The sequence below is a fragment of the Nucisporomicrobium flavum genome (assembly GCF_016464385.1).
Taxonomy (GTDB): domain Bacteria; phylum Actinomycetota; class Actinomycetes; order Mycobacteriales; family Micromonosporaceae; genus Actinoplanes; species Actinoplanes flavus_A.
This window is the reverse complement of record NZ_JADMLH010000005.1, coordinates 114,548-138,156: the sequence shown is the minus strand read 5'-3', so window position 1 is coordinate 138,156 and position 23,609 is coordinate 114,548. Positions and strand designations below refer to the sequence as shown.

Annotated in this window: 19 protein-coding genes; 11 read left to right on the top strand and 8 right to left on the bottom strand. The window is 73.8% G+C overall.

Going from position 1 to position 23,609, the window contains the following annotated elements; genetic code table 11:
- Window positions 1–4 precede the first annotated feature (4 nt).
- Window positions 5–1,135, bottom strand: a complete 1,131-nt coding sequence (locus tag IT780_RS14605) for an FAD-dependent monooxygenase (RefSeq protein WP_199512077.1) — start codon at window positions 1,133–1,135, stop codon at window positions 5–7.
- Window positions 1,136–1,246: 111 nt separating this feature from the next.
- Here IT780_RS14605 and IT780_RS14600 point away from each other — a divergent pair, with 111 nt between their 5' ends.
- Window positions 1,247–2,188 (top strand): LysR family transcriptional regulator, encoded by a 942-nt coding sequence (locus IT780_RS14600; RefSeq protein ID WP_199512076.1) that lies wholly within the window; start codon window positions 1,247–1,249, stop codon window positions 2,186–2,188.
- Window positions 2,189–2,299: 111 nt separating this feature from the next.
- Window positions 2,300–3,520, top strand: coding sequence for an MFS transporter (locus tag IT780_RS14595; RefSeq protein WP_233412852.1), 1,221 nt, complete (start codon window positions 2,300–2,302; stop codon window positions 3,518–3,520).
- Between the two features lie 4 nt (window positions 3,521–3,524).
- Here the strand turns inward: IT780_RS14595 and IT780_RS14590 are convergent, their stop codons facing one another.
- The 3 genes from IT780_RS14590 to IT780_RS14580 form a co-directional block, all read right to left on the bottom strand.
- Window positions 3,525–4,682, bottom strand: coding sequence for a monooxygenase (locus IT780_RS14590; RefSeq protein WP_199512075.1), 1,158 nt, complete (start codon window positions 4,680–4,682; stop codon window positions 3,525–3,527).
- 847 nt (window positions 4,683–5,529) lie between these two features.
- Window positions 5,530–7,335, bottom strand: a complete 1,806-nt coding sequence (locus tag IT780_RS14585) for a sensor histidine kinase (protein WP_307831190.1) — start codon at window positions 7,333–7,335, stop codon at window positions 5,530–5,532.
- Window positions 7,332–8,024 carry a response regulator transcription factor gene (locus IT780_RS14580; protein WP_199512074.1) on the bottom strand — a complete coding sequence of 231 codons (693 nt, stop codon included), beginning with the start codon at window positions 8,022–8,024 and terminating at the stop codon, window positions 7,332–7,334. The genes IT780_RS14585 and IT780_RS14580 overlap by 4 nt, the downstream gene beginning before the upstream one ends.
- A gap of 91 nt (window positions 8,025–8,115) precedes the next feature.
- On the opposite strand from IT780_RS14580, the gene IT780_RS14575 reads away from it, so the two are divergent.
- The 3 genes from IT780_RS14575 to IT780_RS14565 are packed head-to-tail and all read left to right on the top strand — an operon-like array spanning window position 8,116 to window position 11,242.
- On the top strand, window positions 8,116–9,336 hold the full coding sequence (locus IT780_RS14575) for an efflux RND transporter periplasmic adaptor subunit (protein ID WP_199512073.1): 1,221 nt from the start codon (window positions 8,116–8,118) through the stop codon (window positions 9,334–9,336).
- 14 nt (window positions 9,337–9,350) lie between these two features.
- Window positions 9,351–10,040 (top strand): ABC transporter ATP-binding protein, encoded by a 690-nt coding sequence (locus IT780_RS14570; protein WP_307831211.1) that lies wholly within the window; start codon window positions 9,351–9,353, stop codon window positions 10,038–10,040.
- A complete protein-coding gene (locus tag IT780_RS14565; RefSeq protein WP_199512072.1) occupies window positions 10,037–11,242 on the top strand; it encodes an ABC transporter permease in 1,206 nt (401 codons plus the stop codon). Before IT780_RS14570 ends, IT780_RS14565 begins: the two co-directional genes overlap by 4 nt.
- Before the next feature lie 36 nt (window positions 11,243–11,278).
- On the opposite strand, the gene IT780_RS14560 is transcribed toward IT780_RS14565, so the two are convergent.
- A complete protein-coding gene (locus IT780_RS14560) occupies window positions 11,279–11,848 on the bottom strand; it encodes a hypothetical protein (RefSeq protein WP_199512071.1) in 570 nt (189 codons plus the stop codon).
- Window positions 11,849–11,973: 125 nt separating this feature from the next.
- On the opposite strand from IT780_RS14560, the gene IT780_RS14555 reads away from it, so the two are divergent.
- From IT780_RS14555 to IT780_RS14530, 6 genes are all read left to right on the top strand, one after another.
- The gene (locus tag IT780_RS14555) at window positions 11,974–12,540 is read left to right on the top strand and encodes a TetR/AcrR family transcriptional regulator (protein WP_199512070.1); all 567 of its coding nucleotides are present in this window, start codon (window positions 11,974–11,976) and stop codon (window positions 12,538–12,540) included.
- Window positions 12,541–12,612: 72 nt separating this feature from the next.
- Window positions 12,613–13,638: a medium chain dehydrogenase/reductase family protein gene (locus tag IT780_RS14550; RefSeq protein WP_199512069.1), complete on the top strand. Its 1,026-nt coding sequence runs from the start codon at window positions 12,613–12,615 to the stop codon at window positions 13,636–13,638.
- 65 nt (window positions 13,639–13,703) lie between these two features.
- Window positions 13,704–14,009, top strand: coding sequence for a hypothetical protein (locus IT780_RS14545; protein ID WP_199512068.1), 306 nt, complete (start codon window positions 13,704–13,706; stop codon window positions 14,007–14,009).
- A 41-nt stretch (window positions 14,010–14,050) separates the two neighbouring features.
- On the top strand, window positions 14,051–14,593 hold the full coding sequence (locus IT780_RS14540; protein ID WP_199512067.1) for an RNA polymerase sigma factor: 543 nt from the start codon (window positions 14,051–14,053) through the stop codon (window positions 14,591–14,593).
- On the top strand, window positions 14,590–15,594 hold the full coding sequence (locus IT780_RS14535; RefSeq protein ID WP_199512066.1) for a DUF6023 family protein: 1,005 nt from the start codon (window positions 14,590–14,592) through the stop codon (window positions 15,592–15,594). The genes IT780_RS14540 and IT780_RS14535 overlap by 4 nt, the downstream gene beginning before the upstream one ends.
- Window positions 15,595–15,674: 80 nt before the next feature.
- Complete coding sequence (locus IT780_RS14530) at window positions 15,675–16,541, top strand: hypothetical protein (protein ID WP_199512065.1); 867 nt, start codon at window positions 15,675–15,677, stop codon at window positions 16,539–16,541.
- Window positions 16,542–16,601: 60 nt separating this feature from the next.
- Here the strand turns inward: IT780_RS14530 and IT780_RS14525 are convergent, their stop codons facing one another.
- The 3 genes from IT780_RS14525 to IT780_RS14515 all read right to left on the bottom strand — a co-directional run bounded on the left by IT780_RS14525 (window position 16,602) and on the right by IT780_RS14515 (window position 23,564).
- The gene (locus IT780_RS14525; RefSeq protein WP_199512064.1) at window positions 16,602–20,420 is read right to left on the bottom strand and encodes a Neogenin; all 3,819 of its coding nucleotides are present in this window, start codon (window positions 20,418–20,420) and stop codon (window positions 16,602–16,604) included.
- Between the two features lie 116 nt (window positions 20,421–20,536).
- Complete coding sequence (locus IT780_RS14520) at window positions 20,537–21,373, bottom strand: sensor histidine kinase (protein ID WP_199512063.1); 837 nt, start codon at window positions 21,371–21,373, stop codon at window positions 20,537–20,539.
- Window positions 21,357–23,564 carry an ATP-binding protein gene (locus tag IT780_RS14515; RefSeq protein ID WP_199512062.1) on the bottom strand — a complete coding sequence of 736 codons (2,208 nt, stop codon included), beginning with the start codon at window positions 23,562–23,564 and terminating at the stop codon, window positions 21,357–21,359. The genes IT780_RS14520 and IT780_RS14515 overlap by 17 nt, the downstream gene beginning before the upstream one ends.
- Window positions 23,565–23,609 lie beyond the last annotated feature (45 nt).

The window sequence follows — 23,609 nt, the reverse complement described above, 5'->3', positions numbered from 1 at the left end:
CTCCTCAGGCCGGGGTCGCCAGCAGGTGCGCGGTGCGTGCCATCAGGCCGGGCACGTCGCCGCGTTCGTGGTCGAGCAGCCAGCGCGACAGCTGCAGGGACGCCTCGACGATCGTGGCGGTCCGCTCGAAGCGCCGGTCGGTGAAGTCCTGCCACAGCCGGTCGCCGAGCGTGCCGGCGTCCAGCAGCAGCTCGGCGAGGACGGCGGCGTCCTCGAGGGCCTGCGCGGCGCCCTGCGCCAGGGTGGGCGGGCAGGCGTGCGCGGCATCGCCGAGCAGAACGACCCGGCCGCGGTTCCAGGGCGGCGGCAGCACGTGGCTCTCGAACCACGTGTAGTTGACCCGCGCCGGGTCGGTCAGCGTCTCCCGGATGTCGTCCCAGGGGCCGTGGTACGCCTGCGCCAGGTCGCGCATGACCGCGAGGGCCTCCTGCGGGGACAGCGTGCTGCGGTCCTGCGCGTCCTCGACCAGGTACGCGTACAGCGAGTCCTCGCCGGTCGGGCAGTAGCCGGCGATGTAGCAGCGGCCGCCGTAGTACAGGTCGGTGCGCGTGACGCTTGCGGGCCGGGCGGTGAAGGCACGCCAGATGCCCATGCCCACGCTGTGCGTCTCCAGGTTGATGCCGAGCATCCGGCGCGTCCACGAGCGGATCCCGTCGGCGCCCACCACGAGGTCGTAGCGGCCCGCCGAGCCGTCGGCGAACGTGACGTCCACACCAGCGTCGTCCTGGGACAGCGCCGTGTACGTGGTGCCGTACCGGACCTTCACGCCGGCCGCCGCCGCCCGGGTCATCAGGATGCGGGCCAGGTCGGGCCGGTACATGCCCACCGTGGCCGGCAGATCCGGGCCGCCGGTTCGGAGGTCGTCGAACTCGGCGATGAGCGTGCCGTGCGGGTCGGGGGCGCGCAGGCCGAGCGAGTCGAACGCGTACCCCTGCGAGCGGACCTCCTCCCAGACGCCCAGGGAGCGCAGCACCCGCAGCGCGTTGCCCTGCAGCGTGATGCCGGAGCCGGTGGCGCCGGCGTCGGGCCGGATGTCGATCAGGTCGACCGATACGCCGCCGTCGGCGAGAAGGATCGCGGTCGCGGCGCCGGCCGCTCCGGCGCCGACCACGAGAACGGAGCGGACCGCGGGCATTGATGTCTCCCTTGCTCGTCCGTGTGACTGGGACCACTGTCGCGCCGCGCCCGGTCCATCAGGAAGAGCGATTCGTTGATGCCGCCCATCCATGGCGTTTATGGTGGCGGCGTGGCCGTCGACCGTGTGCTGGTCAATCTCGACCTGAACCTCCTGGTCACGCTCGACGTGCTGCTGCGCGAGCGCAACGTCACCCGGGCGGCCCAGCAGCTCGGGTCGAGCCAGCCCGCGGTCAGCGCGGCGCTGGCCCGGCTGCGCCGCCATTTCGGCGACGACCTGCTGGACCGGATCGGCAACCGCTACGAGCTGACCCCGCTGGCCGTGCAGCTCGCGGCCCGCACGGCGCCGGCCCTCGCCGGGGTACGCCGGGTGTTCGACGTCAGCGCGGAGTTCGACCCCACGTCCATCGAGCGCGAGTTCACGGTCGTCACCTCGGACTACGCCGCCGCCGTGCTCGGACCCCTGGTGGCCGGCCTCCTCGCCGAACGGGCGCCGGGGATCCGCCTGCGGCTGCAGCAGACCACGCCGTACGCGGTCGACCACGCGGTGGACACCCTGCGCGGCGTCGACGGGCTGATCCTGCCGCACGGCTTCCTCAGCGACATCCCGCACACCGACCTGTACACCGACCGGTGGGTCTGCATCGTGTCCGCCGGCAACGAGGCGATCGGCGCGGGACTGACCCTCGAGCAGCTCGGCGACCTGCCCTGGGTGGTGCTCTACAACCGGCCCACCGCGTTCGCCCCGGCGACGCAGCAGCTGCGCATGATCGGCGTCGAGCCCCGGGTCGAGGTGGTCGTCGACGGCTTCCTGCCGATGCCGTTCCTCGTGGCCGGCACCAACCGCATCGCGCTGCTGCAGGAGCACCTGGCCCACCGGATGGCCGCCGTGGCCGACATCCGGGTCGTCGCATGCCCGTTCGACGTCGTGCCGCTCGCCGAGGCCTTCTGGTGGCATCCCATGTACCGCACCGATCCGGCGCACGCCTGGCTGCGCGGCGTGCTGGCCGAGGCGGGACGACGCCTCACCGCGGCCGGCCATCCACCGGCCTGATAGCGGCCATCACGGGTTTTCGCTTCCGCCGTTCCCGCGTCGCCCCCGATAGTCGGGCCAAGCATGTGACCGCGGTCACTGCCTCGACCGTCCCCGCGTCGGAAGGCACCCATGTCCGAGACGATCCTGCCCGCCCCGGCCGCCACCCCCGCGGCCCGGCGCCGGGCCGGCCTGCCCCAGCTCGTGCTGCTGCTCGCCGGCAGCTGCATGTCGGTGCTGGGTGCCGTGCTCATCGCGCCCGTGCTGCCCCGGATGACCGACCATTTCGCCGGTACGCCCGGGGCCGGCGTGCTGGTGCCCGTCGTGCTGACCGTACCGGCCCTGCTCATCGGACTGACCGCGCCGTTCGCCGGGTTCGTGGCCGACGCCGTGGACCGCAAACGGCTGCTCATCGCCGCGATGGTGGCGTACGCGCTCTTCGGCACCGCCCCGCTGTACCTCGCCTCGCTCGGCGCGATCATCGCCAGCCGCGCCCTCGTCGGGCTGTGCGAGGCCGCCATCATGACCTGCTGCACCACGCTGATCGGCGACTACTGGACGGGCGCGCGCCGCAGCCGCTACATCGGACTGCAGACGCTCGTCGCCTCGCTGTCGGCGACCGTGTTCCTCGGCCTGGGCGGCGCGCTCGGGGCGGCGGGCTGGCGCACCCCGTTCTGGCTGTACGCGGCCGCGGCGCTGCTCGCCGTACCCATGGCCCTGCTGTTGTGGCAGCCCGCGCGGCGCCGGACCCGCACCGGACAGCGACTGCCCGCCCTGCCCTGGCGGCACCTGCTCGTGCCCTGCCTGGTCACGCTCGCCGGCGGCGTGGTGTTCTACGCGCTCATCGTCGAGCTGTCGTTCGTCCTCACCGACGCGGGCGTCGGCTCCACGGCGACGATCGGCGGGCTGAGCGCCGTCATGTCGCTGGCGACGGCCGTCGCGGCCGGCTCCTTCGCGAAGCTGTCCCGGCACAGCCCGCGCCGGCTGCTGCCGGTGGCGTTCGGGCTGGCCGCCGCGGGCTTCGGCATCGTCGCCGCCACCGGATCGGTGCCGGCGATCACGATCGGGGCGGTGCTGACCGGCGCGGGCACCGGCCTGCTGCTGCCCACGCTGCTCACCTGGGCGCTCAACCGGCTCACCTTCGACCAGCGGGGCCGCGGCACCGGGGTGTGGACCGGCGCGCTGTTCATCGGCGAGTTCCTGGCGCCCGTGCTCATCACCGGCGTGGGCGCGGCGACGGGCGGGCTGCGGCCGGCACTGGGGCTGCTCGGGGTCGCCGCCGCCGCGCTGGCCGTGGGGTCGGTGCTCGTCGTCCCACGTGACGCCGAGGCGCTCGACGTCACGCGGGACTGAGCGCTCACTTCTTCGGGGCCATCACCATGACGCCCAGGCACATCTCGTCGCTCGTACCCTCGCCCCAGACGACGTACCGCGGGGGCAGGGTCTTCAGCTGGGGGAGTTGCTTGCGCAGGGTGGCGTCGTGGGTGCAGGTCACGCGTACGGTGTCACCGCGCTCCACAGTGACCGGTTCGGGCAGCGGCACCAGCGCCTGGTTGTCGAAGTCGTACGCCGGCACGTCGACGACCGTCCGCGCCTCCGGCGTACCCGGATTGATCTCGACCTTGATGGCCCGGCCCAGCAGATGCATGTGTCCCGCGGCCATGTAGATGGTCCCGGCCTCCCGGGCCGGCTGATCGCAGTGCTGGGTGTCGCCGGGCACCGGCGCCTTCCCGGGATTGCACATCGCCTGCAGGCCGGACACCATCTCCGCCGAGCCGGCGCCGAACCGCTCGCCGACGTCCGCCACGGCCGCCGCCCGGTCGCACAGCGGGCCGCTCGCACCCGGCTCGCACGGCAACTCGATCGGCGCGAACGCCAGCGCCGTCTGCAACGGGGTCAACGGCGCCCCGCCGTCCGCGAGGCGCATCCGGATGCCCGACCGGTCGGTGTCCCCGCCCTTGGCGCCCAGCAGGTTGTAGTGCACCTGCATGACCAGGTTGCTGCCCGGCGGCATCTCGAAGCCGAACCCGGACGGCATCAGCGTCTCGCCGGCCCCGGGCGCCCAATGCGCCACCCATGCGGTCTCGCCCTGCACGCCGGCGTCGCCGAAACAGGTCCAGCCCTCGCCGGGCGTACCGGCATCGGCCTGGGCGGCCGACCGCGCCTGCTCGCGGCTCAACCGGTAGAAGATCGCGTGGTGCACGATGGCGGCGTTCTGCGGCAGGAACCGGCTGCCGGTCAGGAAGGCCGGCTCGGTCAGCTTCGGATCGACGAGGAAACACCGGTACTCGTCGGTGCCACCGTGCGGGGCGGCCGGCTCGTACGCCTCCGGCAGGGCCAGATCGACGAACCGCTCCCCGGTACGCAGCGGGGCGGCCGACGCGGCGCTGTGCCCGGCGTGTGAGCTCGCGGCGGTGGTCGGCGCGGCGGCCGGGGGCGGCGACTCGGTCCTCGATCCGCACGCGGCGAGCAGCACGGCGGCGGTGAGGGCCGCGGCGGTACGGGCGGATCGCATGGCGGCTCTCCCGTGGGTCCGGCGGTGAGACCCGTCCATCCTCGCAGCGGCGGTCCGTCGGAAATATCCGGGAAGACCCGGACAGGCAGCTTTCGATCATTTCCGGTCCGGTGGGATCGTGCTGACGCGGGCGGCCCCTCGAGCTGCCGCTGCCCGCGCCGCTCCGGACCGTGATGTGTCACACGGTGGCACGAACGGGGGATTCGCCCCCGCGTCCGGCACCCTAGCGTCGGCGCGGAGATCGACTCCGCCGACCGTCCCGGGAGACCCGACATGCCCCGCATCGCCCCGACCGGCCGTCCCGCCCTGCGGCTGGCTGCCACCTGCGCGGCGGCGGGGGTGGTGGTGCTGGTGCTGGCCGGGTGCGCGTACGGCGGGTCCGGGGGCGGGGGGAAGCGGTTCGCCTCGCCGGTCTCGTTCATCCCGCCCTCGTCGGCCGCGGCCGCTCCGGCGACCGTGCCGGGTTCCGGAGTGAGTCCTTCACCGGCAGTGGTGACCACCAGTGCTGCTCCGGTGCCGGCCGCCTCGGTGATGCCGTCCGGCGGGTCGCATACCGGCACTCCGCGGTCCGGCCGGCCGCGGCCGGGCAAGCCGCATTCTGGGAGGCAGCATTCCCCTGGATGGCGCACCGGCAAGCCGCACTCCGGGAGGCCGCGTCCTGGCAGCCCGCGCACCGGCGAGACGCACCCCGGGAAGGCGCGTTCCGAGAATCCGCATGTCAGCAAGCCGCATCCCGGCAAGCAGTAGCCCGAACCTGGCACCTAGGTTCCTAGGATGCCGCATGCGCGGTGTGCTTCGGCACACGGGCGCGACATCGGCGACAACCGCTCACGTCGGCCGCGGCGGGTCAGGCTGGGGAGGCGGCGGGGGAGCGGGCCGGGGCCGCCGGGAGCCACACCGTCATCGTCGTTCCCAGGCCGGGCCGGCTCGCCGCCGTGATGGTGCCGCCGTGCGCCTCCGCCAGCTTGCGGGCGATCGGCAGGCCGAGCCCGCTGCCGCCCGTGGCGCGGGTCCGGGAGCTGTCGGCGCGCCAGAACCGGTCGAAGATCCTCGGCAGGTCTTCCGCCGCGATGCCCACGCCGGTGTCCGTGACCGCGACGGTGAGGCCCTGCATGTCGGCCGTCGCCGTGACCGTCACGGTGCCGCCGGGCGGGGTGTAGCGGATGGCGTTGGAGACGAGGTTGCCGACCATCTGACGGAGGCGTACGGGATCCGCCTGCACCTCCGGGTCTCCCTCGACGTGCACCGACAGTCTGACCTGGGCCCGGGCCGCGGCGCTGCGGTGGGCCTCGCCCACCTGCGTGATGAGGTCGCCGGCGTAGACGGCCTCCGGGTGGACGCGCAGGTTGCCCGCGTCGGCGGCGGCCAGGTCGCTCAGGTCGTCGATGATGTGCTGCAGCAGCAGCGCCTCCTCGTGCAGGAGGTCGAGCAGTGACGGGCCGGGCGCGGTGAGGCCGTCCTGGGCCGCCTCGAGCCAGCTGCGGATGTTCGTCAGCGGCGTACGCAGCTCGTGGGCCACATCGCTGACCATCGCGCGGCGTTGGGCCTCGGCGTGTTCGCGGCGTTCCGCGAGGTCGTTCAGGGCGCGGGCGAGGTAGCCGATCTCGTCGTCGCCGGCCACCGGCATGGGGGCGCGGTCGTCGACCGGTTGCGCCGCGGCGTCGGTGAGGGCGCGCAGCGGGCGGACGAGGCGGCGGCCCATGAGGATCGTGACGAGGACCGCGGCGAGCAGCACCGTGCCGGTGACCCAGGCGATGCGGATGGCGTTGGCGCGTGACAGCGTGAACACGGGGGTGTCCGCGCCGTCGTCGGGGTCGGTGACGAACAGCAGGGCCGGCGGGGCCACGTACGGCCGCAGCTGCCGTACGCGGGCCTGCTGCAGGCACGAGCGGATCTGCGCGGTGTCGGCGGCGGGGCTGGGCTCGCCGACCCGGAGCGGGAAGACGCGGAACTGGCGGGAGATGTACACGTCGTCCGCGTCGACGTCGAGGCACCGGGCGGTCAGCTTGGCGAGCTCGCGCAGCGCCCGGTCCTCGGTCTTCGTGATGATGTCGCCGACGCGGTCGCCGCAGTAGGCGGTCATGTTCTTCGGGTCGAGCGAGACCGCCTCGACCACGGGACGGCCGCCGGGCGAATCGACGATCTTGCCGTCCACCTGGCCGTCGGCCATGCATTTGAGCTGCGAGTCGAGCATCCGGCGCACGATGCCGCGTTCCTCGCTGGGGAGCCGGTACGGCCCGACGGCCCGCGGGTCGATGCGGTCGGTGCCGCCGGTGAGTCCCAGGTCGAGGCGCAGCGGATCGACGGTCGCGGACGGGCGGGCCGTGCGCAGCGACGGTCCCGGGCCGGAGTCGGCGATGATGTCGCGGTCCTCGGTGGTGAGCGTGATGCGCCGGCCCAGCTTGGCTGCGCGGGGCACGATCACGGTGCCGACGTCGGACCAGTCGCGGTGGGTGGCGGCGTACCCGACGAGCATGTCGTACACGCTCTTGTCGTCGGCGAGGGACCGGCCCTGTTCCTGGCGGATGGCGCGGGTGGTGGACTGCGTGGCGAGCCAGGCGGTCGCCACGATCGCGGCTACGGCGATGAGCAGCGAGGTGGCCAGCAGGCGGCCCACCAGGCTGCGGTGCAGGGGTACGCGGCCGCGCGTCACTCCGCGCCGCCGGTGAGTTTGTAGCCGACGCCGTACACCGTGACGAGGAGCTGGGGCCGGCGTGGATCCGCCTCGATCTTGCGGCGCAGGTTCATCACGTGCACGTCGATGGTCCGCTCGGTGGAGTTGCGGTCGAGGCCGCGGGTGCGGGTGAGCAGCTGGGCCCGGGTGAAGACGCGGCCGGGCTGGCGGGCCATGGCCTCGAGGATGGCGAACTCGCCCGGCGTGCACTCGATCGGTTCGCCGCCGGCGAGGACGCGGTGCCGGGCGGGGTCGACGGTGATCGGGCCGACCGTGATGAGCGGCCCGGCGGCGGGTGCGGTGCTGCGGACCCGGCGCAGAAGGGTACGGATGCGGGCCATGAGCTCGCGCGGGCTGTAAGGCTTCGTCAGGTAGTCGTCGGCGCCGAGGTCGAGGCCGAGCAGCAGGTCGTCCTCGGTGGCGCGGGCGGTGAGCATGAGCACCAGCACGTCGGATTCGCGGCGCAGCGTACGGCACACGTTGAGCCCGTCGAGGCCGGGCATCATCACGTCCAGCACGAGCAGGTCGGGGGGTTCACGCCGGGCCTGGGCGAGGGCGGACAGGCCGTCGTGCACGACGGTGGCGGCGTGACCCTCGGCTTCCAGGTACCGCCGCAGCACCTCGGCCTGTCGTCGGTCGTCCTCGGCCACGAGCACATGGGCACACACGACGGCGACTATAGGTGCGATGCGCGACTACGCCCATGGTTCGCAGGCGATCCAAACAACTTCCTCACGATCGCTGCCCACGATGGTCCGCATGTCATCTGAGGCCCCGACCGAGCGGATCACCGTGCCCCCGGGCGCGTTCGACGACCCCCCGCCCCGGCGGAGCCGCCGCCGGTGGGCCGCGGCCGCCGTGGGTCTGGTGCTGCTGGCCGCCGGGGTCGTGGCCGCGTTGCGCTGGCCGGACCGCGCTGCGGGGGAGCAGGTGCCGCAGTCCGGTCCCGCGGTGGAGACGGCCGAGCTGGAACGGCAGGACCTGTCGACCACGGACTCGCTGACCGGCACGCTCGGCTACGGCGCCGCGCGCCCGGTGACCGGCGGCGGCGAGGGCGTCGTGACGTGGCTGCCGAAGCCGGGTGCGAAGGTGACCCGCGGCCACCAGCTGTACCGGGTCGACGACCGGCCGGTCCAGCTCTTCTACGGCAGCCTGCCGCTGTACCGCCCGTTGAGCGTGCGCAACACGGTGGGGCGTGACGTCCGGATCGTGGTGAAGAACCTGCGGGCTCTCGGGTACTCGATCGGCGACCAGCCCTCGCCGGGGTCGTGGGTGACCGAGCCGAAGCCTGCCGCGGGGAAGAAGACCGCTGATCCGGCGAAGAAAGAGCCCGCGCCGAAGTCGGTGAAGGTGCGCAGCGGCGAGGGCGTGCTGACCGCCTCGCTGATCGCGGCGATCAAGCGCTGGCAGCATGACGGCCGGATGCCCGAGACCGGCAGGATCGGCCCCGGCGACGTGGTGGTGCAGCGCGGGCCGGTCCGGGTGGACTCGGTGGCCGTGCAGCCGGGCGCGGCCGCCGACGGCCCGCTGCTGTCGGTCACGCCGACCGACAAGGTGATCACCGTGCTGGCGGACGCGGCCGAGGCCGGCGCCGTCGACCGGGGTGACAAGGTCACCGTGTCGCTGCCCGGCGAGCAGACGGCGAAGGCAACGGTCAGCGCCGTCGGCACCGAGCTGAAGGCCCAGGACGGCGACGGCGGCGACGGGCCGCCGCGGCTGAGCATCACCGTCACGCTGGACGATCCGGAGAAGGCCAAGCGCATCGACTCCGCGGACGTCGAGGTCGCGTTCGCCGGGGAGACCCACGAGGACGTGCTGGTCGCGCCGGTGGGTGCGCTGGTCGCGCTCAGCGAGGGCGGGTACGCCGTGCAGGTGGACGGCGGCCTTGTGGCGGTGGAGACGGGCATGTTCGCCCGGGGCCTGGTGGAGGTCGAGGGCGCCGGACTGGGCCCGGGCACCAAGGTGGTGACCACCTCGTGAGCGGTGTGACGCCCGTGCTGTCCGTACGCGACGCCACCATGACCTATCCCGGCGGGGTGACCGCGCTGGCCGGGGTCTCGCTGGACATCGCGCCGGGCGAGCTGCTGGCCATCGTGGGGCCGTCCGGGTCCGGCAAGTCGACGCTGCTGCACCTGATGGGCACGCTCGACCGGCCGACGTCCGGGACCGTCCGGGTGGCCGGGCACGACATCGCCCGCCTCGGCGACCGGCACCTGTCGGCGTTGCGCGGGCGGCTGCTCGGCTTCGTGTTCCAGCAGTTCCACCTCACCGACGGGCTGAGCGCCGCCGAGAATGTGGCGACCGGCCTGCTGTACGCGGGGGTGCCCCGCAAGCACCGGCGCCGCCTGGCGCACGAGGCGCTGGCCCGGGTCGGGCTCGCGCACCGTGCCGGGCACCAGCCGCGGCAGCTGTCCGGCGGGGAACGCCAGCGGGTCGCGATCGCGCGGGCGCTGGTGAACGGGCCCGCGCTGGTGCTGGCCGACGAGCCGACCGGCGCGCTGGACACCGCCACCGGCCACGCCGTGCTGGACCTGCTGCACCGGCTGCACGCGGAGGGCACCACGATCGCCCTGATCACCCACGACCGGGACATCGCCGCGTCGCTGCCGCGGCGCATCGAGATCCGCGACGGGCGGCTGGTGGCGGATACCGCGCGGGCCGCCGTACCGGTGGTGTCGCGGTGACGGGCATCGGAATCCGCCCGGTCCGGCTGGCGCCGCTGGACCTGCTCGGGCTGGGGCTGCTGGGGATCCGTACCCGGCGGCTGCGGGCGGCGCTGTCGGCGCTGGGCATCTCGATCGGCATCGCCACGATGATCGTGGTGACCGGCATCCCGGCGTCCAGCCAGGCCGCGCTCATGCAGGAGCTGTCGGCGCTCGGCACGAACCTGCTGCAGGTGATGCCCACCCCGGACCAGGATCCGCCGGCGCTGCTGCCGGAGCATGCGGTGCCGATGGTGCAGCGCATCGGTCCGGTCACGGCGGCCAGCGCGGTGGCGAACACCCATACCTTGGTACGCCGCAACGACCGTACGGATCCGAAGGACGGTTCCGGTCTCACGGTGCTGGCGAGCCGCCTGGACCTGCTCGACGTGCTGGGTGCACACGTACGCGACGGCCGATGGCTGAACCCGGCCACCGAGAAGTTCCCGGCGGTGGTCCTGGGCTCGGTGGCCGCCGACCGGCTCGGCTTCGCGGAGTTGCCCGCCGGCGAGGCGCCGCAGGTGATGATCGGCGACAAGTGGTTCACGGTGGTCGGCATCCTCGCCACCACGCCGCTGTCGCCGGACGTGGACCGGTCGGTGCTGGTCGGCTGGGAGTCGGCGCGTACCCAGTTGCGTTTCGACGGTCACCCCACCGTGCTGTACATCCGGGCCGAGGAGGCGCAGCTCGAGGCGGTCCGGTCGGTGCTGCCGGCGACCGTGTACCCGGAGCGGCCGGGCCAGGTCATCGTGAGCCGCCCGTCGGACGCGCTCGCCGCGAAGCGGGCCACCGAGAGCGCGTTCTCCAGCCTGTTCCTGGCCCTGGCGGCGGTCGCGCTGCTGGTCGGCGGCATCGGCGTGGCCAACACGATGGTGATCTCGGTGCTGGAGCGGCGCTCGGAGATCGGGCTGCGGCGGGCGCTGGGCGCCAGCCGGGGTCAGATCCGCGGTCAGTTCCTCACCGAGTCGGTGGCGCTGGCGGGGCTGGGCGGGCTGGCGGGGACAGCGCTGGGGCTGCTGGGCACGGCGGCGTACGCGGCGGGGCACGGGTGGCCGGTCGTCGTGCCGGTGAACGCGGCGGTCGCCGGGGTCGCCGGGGCGGTGGTCGTGGGGGTCCTCGCCGGGATGTACCCGTCGATCCGGGCGTCCCGGCTGACCCCGACCGAGGCGCTGGCCACGGTGTGACCGCGGCGGCCCGGCGCGGGCCGCCGCGGTGGCGGATCACTTGTGTTTGGCGGCGATCTGCCGTTCGCACTCCGGCGCGAGATCCAGTCCCTTGGTGATGGACTCGCGGTCGTTCTGGTCGCCGCCGAGCGCGATGTCGAGGCCGTTGTCGCCGACCTCGACGTACCGGATGCCCTTCTCCTTGAGGCACTTCACCACGTCCCGGGCGAAGTCCTTGGCCTCCGGGTTCGCCGGGTCCTTCTCCCAGGGCGGCAGCGGGTAGTACAGCGGGTTGCAGATCTTGTCCGCGGCCTCGAGTTTGCTGATGACGCGGGTCGTCGGCCGCTCGTTCCTCTTCCAGTCCTGCTTGGGCTTGGCCCCGTGCTCGCGCAGGCACTCGTTGTACGGCTTGAGCATCGCCTCGAACTCCTCGGGTGTGGTGTCGAGCCGTTCCCGGGGGCGCGCCGCCGCGGCGGAGGCCGACGCGGACGGGGTGCTGCCGGTGCTGGCGAGCGTGGCGACCTGCGGGCTGTCGCCCGTGGACTCTGCGCTCGAGCACGCCGTGCCGGCGAGCATGACGGCGGCCATCATGACGACGGCGTGCCGGGATCTGCGTTTCGTTGCCATGGCTTGCCTTCCTGACGCGAATTCCTCCGCCAGGCAGCATCGCGAGCGTATGTGTGGAACCTGTCAGGTCCGCGGGGCGGAGCCGCCGGTTGCCGGTCACCGCAATAGTGTGGTTGACTACTCACATGTCACCAGCGAGGGGAACCCGGGTCCTGGGCACCGCCGAGGACCGCCGTGAGGACGTCCTGTCCACCGCCATCGGCGCGTTCGCGGCGCGCGGCTACTTCGGCACCACCACCGTCGAGGTGGCGAAGGCGGCCGGCATCTCCCAGGCGTACCTGTATCGGCTCTTCCCCGACAAGGAGGCACTGTTCGCCGCGGTGGTCGGCCGGTGCTTCGACCGCATCCGGGAGAGCTTCGCGGCCGGCGCTGCGGCCGCGACGGGCAGCTCGCCGGAGGCCGTCCTCTGGGCCATGGGCGGCGCGTATGCCGAGCTCATCCGGGATGAGCACCTGCTCATGGTGCAGATGCACGCCCAGTGCGCGGCGGTCTCGGTGTCCGAGGTGCGCCGCGCGGTGCAGCAGGGCTACGCCCGCCTCGTCGAGTACGCCCGCAGCGTCTCGGGTGGCACCGACGAGCAGCTGCAGGAGTTCTTCGCCCGGGGCGCCCTGTGCACCGAGGTGGTCACGATGGGCGCCCACGCGATCGACGCTCCCTGGGCCCGCACCCTGAACACCGGCCTGCGGCACTGATTCTCGCTCCGGCCGCCGCCTCGTCGCCGTTCCACGCTAGTGAGTGGTCAACCACTCTTTCTGGAGGTTCCCATGTCCGTCACCGCCACCGAGATCGTGCTCCCCGGCATCGTCGAGCCGGAGGGCCTGCAGGCCCGCGAACGCCCCCTGAACCCACCCGCCGCCGGACAGGTCCTGGTCCGCGTCGAGGCGAGCGGCGTCTCCTTCGCCGAACAGCAGATGCGCCGCGGCAAGTACTACGACCAGCCGCCGTTCCCGTTCGTGCCCGGGTACGACCTCGTCGGGCGCGTCGAGGCCGTCGGGGCCGGGGTCGGCGCCGCGCTGGCCGGCACCCGGGTCGCGGCCGTCACCAAGACCGGCGGCTGGGCGAGCATGGTGCTGCTCGACGCCGGGGACGTCGTACCGGTGCCGGAGCGGCTGGACCCGGCCGAGGCGGAGACCGTCGTGATCAACGGCGTGACGGCGTGGCAGATGCTGCACCGGGTGGCCCGCGTCCGCCCCGGCGGCACGATCCTCGTGCTGGGCGCCAACGGCGGGGTCGGCTCGACGCTCACCCAGCTCGCCCGGCACGCCGGGATCCGCGTGGTGGGCACCGCATCGCCGCGCCATCACGACGCCGTACGCGCCCTCGGCGCCGAACCGCTCGACTACCGCGCCCCCGACCTCCCCGCTCAGGCCCGCAAGCTCGCGCCGGAGGGCTACGACGCGGTGTTCGACCACGTCGGCGGCCCCGGGATCGTCGACTCGTGGCGCCTCGTCCGGCGCGGTGGTGCGCTCGTCTCGTACGGCTCCGCGTCCACCCGCGACGTCGCCGGCAACTCCCGCCTGCCCGTGCTCGCGCTCATCGGCCGTCTGCTGTGGTGGAACCTGCTGCCCAACGGCCGCCGGGCGTCGTTCTTCAACGTGTGGGCCGGCCGGCGCCGCCGGGACGCGTTCCGCCGCCGCATGCGCGAGGACCTGACCGCCGTCTTCGACCTGCTCGCCGCCGGCGCGCTCACCGCGCAGGTGGCCGCCCGCATCCCGCTGACCCGGGCTGCGGAGGCGATGCGCCTGGCCGAGTCCGGCACCGTCGCCGGCAAGGTCGTCCTCATCCCCTGAGCGCGCGGACGTCCTGAGTAGACGTACTCAGGACCCGGGCGGCTCGATGCGGCAGGGTACGCGGCATGGTGAGCCATGGGCGGGCGCTGGCGGTCCCCGCCGCCTGGATCATCGTGCCGTCCGCGACCGCGGCGGTCTGGGTGAGCGTCGTGGCGGCGAGGTCCGACGGGCCATGGGACAGGCTCGCCATCGCCTTCGCGCTGGGCGGCGTGGTGATGCTGACGCCGCCGGCGCTGCTGGCCGCCGCGGTGTGGATCACGCGTCGCGCCGGACGGGCCCGGACGGCCGCCGGGCTCGGCGCCCAGGGTGGCTTCATCGGACTGTGCCTCGTCGCCGCGTGCGTGGCCGGATGGATAGCAACGCACTGGTGACCCGACGCAACGATTACGGGTACCCCGGACGTGTAGTTTCCATGACCGCTACCGGGACCAGGCCGGAGGCGCCGACAGCCGTGCAGACCGAGGCCGCGTCCTTCGACGAGCTGTACGCCGCGCACTACGGCGTGCTGACCGTCCAGCTCTACGCGTACTTCGGCGACCGGCAGGAGGCGCAGGACATCGCCCAGGAGGCGTTCTGCCGCGCGCTGGCGCGATGGCGCACGGTGTCACGCTACGACGATCCGGTCGCGTGGGTGCGCCGGGTCGCCTGGAACCTGGCCCTGAGCAGGTGGCGGCGCGCGCGGACCGCCCTGGCGTTCCTGAGCCGGCAGCGGCGCGGCGACGAGCAGGTCGCCGGGCCCAGCCCTGAACGGGTCGCCGTGCTCGCGGCGCTCGCCGCCCTGCCGCCCCCGCAGCGGCGGGCGGTGGTGCTGCGGTACCTCGCCGACCTCACCGTGCCCGAGATCGCCGCGCGGGAGGGCGTACCCGAGGGAACCGTGAAGTCCTGGCTGCACCGCGCGAAGGCGACCCTGGCCGCCCAGCTCGACCCGGCCGACGCCGACGGAGGCGCGCGATGAGCGAGCATGTCGACAAGCTGCTGACCGACCTGCGCACCGAGGCGCTCGGCGAGGTCAAGGCGCCCGGCGCCGAGCAGGCGCGGCGCACCGTGCGCCGCCGCCGCGGAATCGCCGCGTCGGCCGGGACGGTGCTCGCGGTGACCCTGATCCTGTCGGGCGTCGCGCTCGCCGGCGGCCGGCCGCCGCACGACCCGGCGCCGCTGGCACCCACCACCGAGCCCTCCCGGCTGCCCGACCCCGATCCGCAGCAGCTGTCCCGGCTGGACGCCGCGAACCGCGCGCTGGGCGACCCCGAGAAACAGCCGTGGATCATGGCGACCGCGGGCGTGGTGACCGCCGACTACGAGAACCACGTCAACGACGTGCCCGCCGACGACTACCGCCTCTTCGTCTACTGCGCCGGCCCCGGCACGGTGGACGTCGTGGTCAAGGCCGGCGACCACGGCGACGACAAGCTCGCCGCGGGCACGGTCACCTGCTCCGACGACCCCGTGCCGGGGCAGCTCGCGCTGACCCAGCCGGTCGACGGCTACCTGCGGGTCTTCCTGTACGGCGACGAGCAGGCGGCCGGCCGGGCCGGGTTCTCGTTCAAGTTCGTCCGCACCGCCGAGATCAAGGACCCGCCCAGCCGGGCCTCGGCCGCCAACGCCACCACGGCAGCGGCGCTGCTCGGTGGCCCCGGGGTCGCGAAGGTGACCACCGAGACCGACAGGACCCTCGACGAGCGGCGGCCCGCCGGGCGCTACCTCGCGAGCTTCGCCTGCGCCGGCCCCGGCCAGCTCAGCTTCATCATCCGGTCGGCGCGGACGCTGCGCGACGGTACGGTCGCCACCGACGGGCAGACCCAGACCGCGGTCACCCACGTGTGCACGACGGCCGGCAAGGCGACCCGGGACGTGGCCCTGTCCCTGCCGGCCGGCTCCGCCTTCACGATCACGGCCGAGGCGGACGACGCGGCGCGCAACCGGGCGGGGTGGGCGTACGCGTTCCGGCCCGCGTGAGCTACTCGGGCGGTGAGTGCCCGCATGCCGGCCCGGCTGACGTACGATCTGCGCACTTTGTCCGTTAAGCGGGGAGTGTCATGAGAGTTGTCGTCGGTGTGCTGGCTGTCGCAGGACTGGCGCTGGGAGTGCAGGCGCCCGCCCGGGCCGCGCCGCCCGACCCCGCGAAGATCGAGGCCGTCACCGAGATCCAGGACGGCATGTGGCCGATCAAGAGGGAGTACGCGGTCGCCCCCGGCGAGGTCGTGCCCGCGCCGCTGGGCGTGCAGAGCGTGGACTCCCGGCCCGTACGCGGCCTGGTGGCGCAGGTGGAGGCGGGCGAGGGCCTGGAGTTCACCCGCCGGTACCGCAACTGCTGGTACACGCGCGGCAGTCAGGGCGAGATGGCGTGGTGCTCGTTCGATGCGGTGCTGGCGCCGTACCGGACGCTGGCGATCACCGCGCCGATGGTCGCCGCGACGGCCGAGGCCGAGCCCGGTGCGGGGGCCGTGCTGGCCTTCCGGTGGCAGAGCCGGGCGTGGGCCGACGCGCGCGGTGGCCTGCGCGAGGTGGTCGACTTCTTCGCCGCGCCGGGCGCCCCGGTCGTAGCGGGTACGGACGGCCTGCTGACGCTGGAGCCGCGGGAGCTGCCCACGGCTGACATCCGCACCAACGGCAACCACGTCCAGGTGCATGTCGTCGCCGCGACGCCGGGCCCGTCCGCGACGCCGACCGCCGGAGGTGCGGGCACACCTTCGCCGACGCCGAGCGGCAGTCCCTCCACGACGCCGACGGCGACCGCGACGGTGACCGCGACGGCGGCCGGCGGTTCGGGTGCGGCGGGTGGCTCGGGGGCGGGGCTGCCGGTCACCGGGCCGAACACCGCCGCGGTCGGCGCGGTGCTGCTCGCCGCCGGCCTGCTCGGCTACCTGAGCGGCCGCCGCCGGCGGAATCGATTCGAGTCGTGAACGCGAAAGGGCCGGGACCCGTCGAAACGAGTCCCGGCCCGGTGCCGTTCCGGCCGGCGGTCAGTCCCGGCAGTTGACGGTCATCGCGTACCAGATCAGCGTCGCCGACTGGGTCGGGTTCAGCGCCGGGTTGCGGCCCAGCGACTGGACGACGACCTTGGCGATGAACTGGCCCCAGTTGCGCTTGGCGATCGCGGCGTCGAGGTCCTTCAGCGCCGTCGCGTTGGCCTTGCCGTCCAGGTACTTGTGGGTGAGGGCCGACAGCCAGTTCCCCGTGGCCTCGACGGTGTAGGTGATGCCCACCTGCGCCGCCGCGTTGCCGGCCTTGTCGGTGGCGCCGGCGCAGACCACGGTGTGCACACCGTTGTCGGTGGTGTCGGTCGCCTTGGCCTCGGTCACGACGCCGGACAGCGCGTCGGTGGTGCGGCAGGAGACCGCCGGGGCGGCGTCCGCGCCGTACTTCGCGCCGTTGGTGGCGCCCACCACGGTGACGACCGGGGCGGTCTTGTCGACGTTCACCGTCGTCGTACGGGAGGTGGTGTTGCCGGCCTTGTCGCCGGCCGCACCCGGCACGCTGATCCCGGCGCCCTCACCGGCGACCGTGGCGTCGGCGGGGCAGGAAGCCACGCCGGAGCCGGTGTCGGTGCAGGTGTAGCGCACGGTCGGGGCGCCGCGGTACCAGCCCGCGGCGTTCTTCGTGCCGTCGACGGTGGCGGTGAGCTCCGGCGAGACGAGGTCGACGTCGACCGTCACCGTGGCGGTGGCGGTGTTGCCGGCCTTGTCGGTGGCCGTACCGCTGACGACCTGGCCGCCGCCGTTGGTGGTGACGGTGGCGTCGGCCGGGCAGTCGGCGATGCCGGAACCCTCGTCGGTGCAGGTGAAGTGGACGGTCGGGGCGGTGGTGAACCACCCGTTCGCGTTGGCCGCGCCCACCAGGCTCGCCGTGACCACCGGGGCGGTCAGGTCCACGCTGAGGGTCGTGGTGCTGGTGCTGGTGTTGCCGGCCTTGTCGGCGGCGCTGCCCGGCACGCTGATGTCGGCGCCGTCGGTCGTGACGGTGGCGTCGGCCGGGCAGGAGCCCAGGCCCGAGCCGGTGTCGGCGCAGGTGTAGCGCACGGTGGGAGCGCTGCGGTACCAGCCCGCGGCGTTCTTCGTGCCGTCGACGGTGGCGGTGAGCTCCGGCGAGACGAGGTCGACGTTGACCGTCACCGTGGCGGTGGCGGTGTTGCCGGCCTTGTCGGTGGCCGTACCGCTGACGACCTGGCCCGCGCCCTCCGTGGTCACCGTGGCGTCGGCGGGGCACTCGGCGATGCCGGAACCCTCGTCGGTGCAGGTGAAGTGGACGGTGGGGGCGCTGTTGAACCAGCCGTCGGCGTTCGGCTCGTCCACCAGGGTCGCGGTGATCGCCGGGGCGGTCTGGTCGACGCTGACCGTCACCGAGGTGGTGGCGGTGTTGCCGGCCCTGTCGGCGGCCGTACCCATGACGATCTTGCCAGTGCCGTCGGCCACCGTGGCGTCCGCGGGGCAGCCGGCGATGCCGGACGTCGCGTCGGCGCAGGTGAAGTGGACGGTCGGGGCGGTGCGGTACCAGCCGTCGGCGTTGGCCTCGCCCAGCACGGCCGCGGTGACGGCCGGCGTGGTGCGGTCGACGCTGACGACCACCGAGGCGGTGGCGGTGTTGCCCGCCTTGTCCACGGCGGTGCCGATGACGGTCTGCCCGGCGCCGTCCGTGGTCACCTGGGTGTCCTCGGGGCAGGCGGCCAGGCCGGAACCGGCCTCGACGCAGGTGAAGTGCACGGTCGGGGCGGTACGGAACCAGCCGTCGCCGTTCGCCTCACCCACGAGGGTGGCGGTGATCGACGGGGCGGTCCGGTCCACGCTCACCGTGACCGACGTGGTGGCGGTGTTGCCCGCCTTGTCGGTGGCGGTGCCCGTGACGGGCAGGTTGGCGCCCTCGCCGTCGACCTTCACGTCGGCCGGGCAGGTCTTGACGCCGGCGCCCGCGTCGGAGCAGGTGAAGCGGACCGTGGGGGAGGCGCTGTACCAGCCGTCGGCGGACACGTCGCCCAGCACGGTGGCGGTGATCGCCGGGGCGGTCTGGTCCACGTTGAGCGTGACGGAGGTGCTGGTGCTGTTGCCGGCCTTGTCGACCGCCGTACCCGTGATCTTCTGGCCGACGCCGTCGGTGGTGATCTTCCGGTCGGCCGGGCAGGTCGCGATGCCGGAGACGGCGTCGGAGCAGGTGTAGCGGACGGTCGGCGCGGTGGTGAACCAGCCGTCGGCGTTCGCGTCGCCCACGACCGAGGCGCTGATCGCCGGGGCGACCTGGTCGATGTTCAGCACGACCGTCGCGGTGGCGGTGTTGCCGGCCTTGTCGGTCGCAGTGCCGATGACGGTCTGGTTGACGCCGTCGACGGTGACCGGGGTGTCGGCCGGGCAGCTCAGCAGCGTCGAGACGCCGGAGACCACGTCCGAGCAGGCGTACGTGACGACCGGCGCGGTGGTGTACCAGCCGGCGGCGTTCTTCGTTCCCCGGACGGTGGCCGTGATGGCCGGAGCCGTCTGGTCGACGTTGAGCGTCAGCACGATCGTCGCGGTGTTGCCGGCGGCGTCCACGGCGGTGCCGGAGAACCGCTGGCCGGTGCCGTCGGTGCCGGCCCGGATGTCGGACGGGCAGCTCGCGATCGTGCCGCTGTCGTCCTTGCAGGTGAAGTGGATCGTCACCGGCGTCTTGAACCAGCCGTTGTACGGCGCCTGCGACAGCGAGGTGGTGATCGTCGGCGGGGTCCGGTCGGAGCCCGTCGTCACCGTGGTGGTGGTCGTGGTCGAGTCCGTCGGCTGGACGGTCGGCGTGCCGGCCTCCACGGGCGCGGTCGTGACGCCCGGCTCCGGGGTGGCGGTGGCCGTCGGGGCCGGGGTCGCGGTGGGCTCGGTGGCCGGCGCGGGGGCCGCCGCCGTGGCCTCGAAGACCGGTACGGAGCCGGCGACCGCGCCGCTGCCGCCGTTGTCGTTGTACGCCTTGACCTCGACGATCCAGTTCTTGGCGACGTCGAGGGGCAGCGTCGCCGAGGTGGTCGGCGCGTCGACGCGTACCGAGCTGGTCACCTTGGTCTGGCCGTAGCTGATCAGGTAGTACGTCGGGACGGGCCCCGAGGTCGCGGACTTCCAGACGACCTCGACCGTGCCCGGCGCGTCGGCGCGGCGCTGCACGACCAGGTTCGTCGGGTCGGCCGGGCGGAACCGGTCGAGCAGCGACTTGGCGGTCGAGCAGGCGCCGTACTCGTTCACGGTGGTGACCGCGAGCGTGTACGCGCGGGCCGGGTCGACGCCCGGGTAGCGGAACGACGTGTCCAGCGACGTGGTGTCGGAGAGCACGACGCCGTCGGACAGGCGCGTGAAGACGGCCCGGTAGCCGGTCAGGGGCGTGTAGCCGGTCCAGGACGGGGCGCGCCACGACGCCGTGGCGACCGTGCCGTCCGCGTCGCGGCCGGTGGACATGCCCATGACGGTGCCCGGCGTCAGCGACTTGAGCGACCAGAACGTGGTGCTCGAGGTCGCGCCGGCCGCGTCCGCGGCGCCCACCCGGATCTTGTAGTTGGTGCAGTTGTCCGGCGCGTCGATCGTGTAGCTCGTCGTCGAGGCCGGGACGTTGATGATCGTCTCGACGTCGCCGGCGATGCTGTCCACGACGTAGTGGTCGGCGTCGGCGACGGCCTTCCACGTCACGGTGATCTTGTGTACGTCGCCCGGGGCGCGGGCGACGCTGAAGCTCTTGGGGGCTGCCGGGGCAGCGCTGGCCGCGGTCGGGGTACCGACGGCGGTCACCGCCACTCCCAGCAGCCCGGCGCCCACCGCGGTGAGCAGTCGCCTCACGTCCATGTGGCCTCATCTCGTTCGAGCAGTTCGACCGTGTGATCGGCGGCGAACCTCAAGCCGACCTCAAGCCCTGCTCTGTTTCGGGGAAAGATCGGCGGCCGGGGGAGGGCCGCCGTCGGTCAACCGGCCAGGTCGGCGACGACCGGGACCGGGCCGGCCGCGGTCTGCGCGGCCGGCAGGGTGAACCAGATCCGCGCGCCACCGCGGAAGTGCGGGTCGGCGCCGATGGCGCCGCCGAGCCGCTGCGCGATGCGGCGGCAGATCGTGAGGCCGAGGCCGGTTCCCGGGTACGCGTCCGGGTGCGCCCGGTGCAGCTCCGCGAAGATCGCCTCGTGCTGGCCCTCGGGGATGCCGACGCCCTCGTCGGTGACCTCGATGCGGACCATGCCGTCCTCCTCCGGCCGCGCCGAGACGTGCACCCGGGCGGTCTCGCCGGGGCGCACGTACTTGAGCGCGTTGCCGAGCAGGTTCTCCAGCAGCCGCCGCAGCATCCCGTGGTCGCCGCGGACCGCCGGCAGGTCGTCCCACGTGACCCGCGGCACCGGGCGTGCCGGTACGCCCGGCCGGGGCAGGTCCAGCGCCCGGTCGGCCACCACGTCGTGCACCAGCGCCGACAGGTCGATCGTCGTCAGGTGCAGGCGGGCGCCGCGGACGGTCGAGTACGCCAGCACGTCGTCGATGAGCCGGCGCATCCGGTCGGTGCCCCGGTTGATCTCGGCCACGAAGTCGTCGTAGTCCGGCGGCGGTACGAACCCGAGGTCCATGTGGGTCAGCAGCTGGGCGTACCCGCAGATGCCGGCCAGCGGCGCCTTGAGGTCGTGGCTGATCTCTCGGGAGAAGGCCTCGAGCTCCGCCACCGAGCGGCTCAGGTCGCGGACCTGCCGTTCGAGGTCGGCGTTGCGCCGCCGCTCGCGCTCCAGCTCGGCGCGCAGGGCGGAGTCAGCGTGTTCCGGCATCGTCGCCCCCCTCGTCCGAGGCCAGGTAACCGGCCATGACCTTGACCGCGCCGGCCACCGCCTTCTCCACGCTCGCCACCAGCGCGCTGAGTTCCTGCTCGCTGGTGCCGGCCGTCGCGCCCCGCTCCACCTGCGCGCACGCCTCCGCCAGCGGGTCGGCGCCCAGCAGCGCGCTCGACGACTTGAGCGTGTGCGCGGTCGCCCGCAACGCGTCGTGGTCCTGTTTGCGCAGCGCCTCGGCCAGGGCCGTACGCCGCACGTCCAGCTGGGACAGGAAGGTGTTGACCGTGGTCACCACCAGCGCCCGGTCCTCCAGCTGGTCCTCCAGGTCACGCAGCTTGCTCAGGTCCGGCCGGCCGGTGTCCGGCTCGGGCGCGGCCTCCTCCGGCTCGTCCCCGCCGGCCGACAGGTACGGCTCCAGCGCCGCCCGCAGCTCGGGCAGCGTGATGGGCTTGCTGAGGTGCCCGTCCATCCCGGCGGCCAGGCAGCGTTCGCGGTCGCCGTGCAGCGCGGTCGCGGTCAGCGCGAGGATCGGGGTACGCGACCCGGCCGCCCGGATGCGCCGGGTGGCCTCCAGCCCGTCGGTGCCCGGCATCTGCAGGTCCATGAGCACCACGTCGTACGGCGTCCCGCCCAGCACCGCCTCCGCCGCCGCGGCCCCGTCGGCGACCGTGTCGCACTCGACGCCCAGCAGCTGGATCATGCGCCGGAAGACGGTCCGGTTGACGTCGTTGTCCTCGGCGAGCAGCACCCGGCCGCCGTCCAGCGCGGGCACGGTGATCGGGGCGCCGCGTACGCCGGTGCGTTCCAGGTTCAGCGCGGAGACGAGCCGGGAGAGCACGAGCGGGGCGGTGAGCACGCCCGGCTTGCGGACGATGCCGGTCCGCGGGTCGGTGGTGCTGATCATCAGGGCGCGGCCGGTCGGGCCGAGCGCCTCGATGACCGAGTCGGCGCGGCGTACCGCCCCGGGGTCGTGCGAGTCGTCGCACCACAGCACGGTGTCGGCGTCGGGGATGCGCCGGGTGACGTCCTCGAGGCGCGCCTCGACCGGCTCGGCGCCGGCGCTGGTCAGCAGCCACGAGAGGGCGAGCACCGAACGCGGCGAGGGGGCCACGACGGCGACCCGGCGGCGGGTCAGCGGCAGCGGCGCGGCGGGCTCGGGCTGGCGGGGCGCGGCCTCCAGCGGGAGCCGGATCGCGAAGTGCGAGCCCTGTCCCGGCTCGGAGTGCACGTCGATGCTGCCGCCGAGGGCCGCCACGAGCCGGGCGGCCAGCGCCAGGCCCAGGCCCGCGCCCTCGTGCCGGCGCGCCGCCGAGGAGTCGGCCTGCACGAACGGCGCGAAGATCCGCTCCCGGTCCGGCCCGGCGATGCCCGGGCCGGTGTCCGACACGGTGATCACGTACGCGTCGTCGCCGTCGCGTTCCGCCGTCACGATGACCTCGCCGGACTCGGTGAACTTGACCGCGTTGCCGACCACCCCGGTCAGCACCTGGCGCAGCCGCCCGGCGTCGCCGAGCACCATCGCGGGCAGGTCCGGGGCGGGCGCGGCGAGCAGCAGGATCCCCTTGCGGCGGGCCTGCTGCTGCAGCGGCTCGACGATGCCCTCCAGCACGGCGCGCAGCGGTACGGGCTCGTGGTCGACGGTCAGGCTGCCGGTCTCCAGGCGCGCCAGGTCCAGCAGGTCGTCGGTGAGCGCCTTGAGCGCGTGCACCGAGCGGTGGACGCTGTCGACGACCTCGCGGACGTCCTGCGGCAGCGGCTGCGCGCGCAACAGGTCCACTGTGGCGACGACCGTGGTGACGGGCGTACGGATCTCGTGGCCCAGCAGTGCGAGGAACTGCGACTTGGCGTGGCCCGCGGCGTCCGGGCCGGCGGCCGCCGCAGTCACGGTGATCAGCCGGCGGGGTGCGCCGCAGTCGCTCTCGAGGTGCGCGACGCGTACGGCACTCGCGGCGCCGTCGCACTGGCACGTCAGAACGGCGGGCTCGGCAGCCGGCGTCAGGTCCCGGACGATCCCGGCGAGCTGCGCGTGTGCCGGGCACCCGCCGGGTGCCCCGATCAGGGTCGTGCCCTCGGCCGGGCGACCGTCTCCCGACCACCGTCCGTTGGCGACGAGGACGCAGGCGTCCCGGTCGACGATCGCAGCCGGGCCGGGGTACGCCTCGACCAGCGTGCGTGCCGCAAATCCCATGCGCAGACCCTTCGCAGGACGGGACCCGGGGGTAGGTCCGCTCAC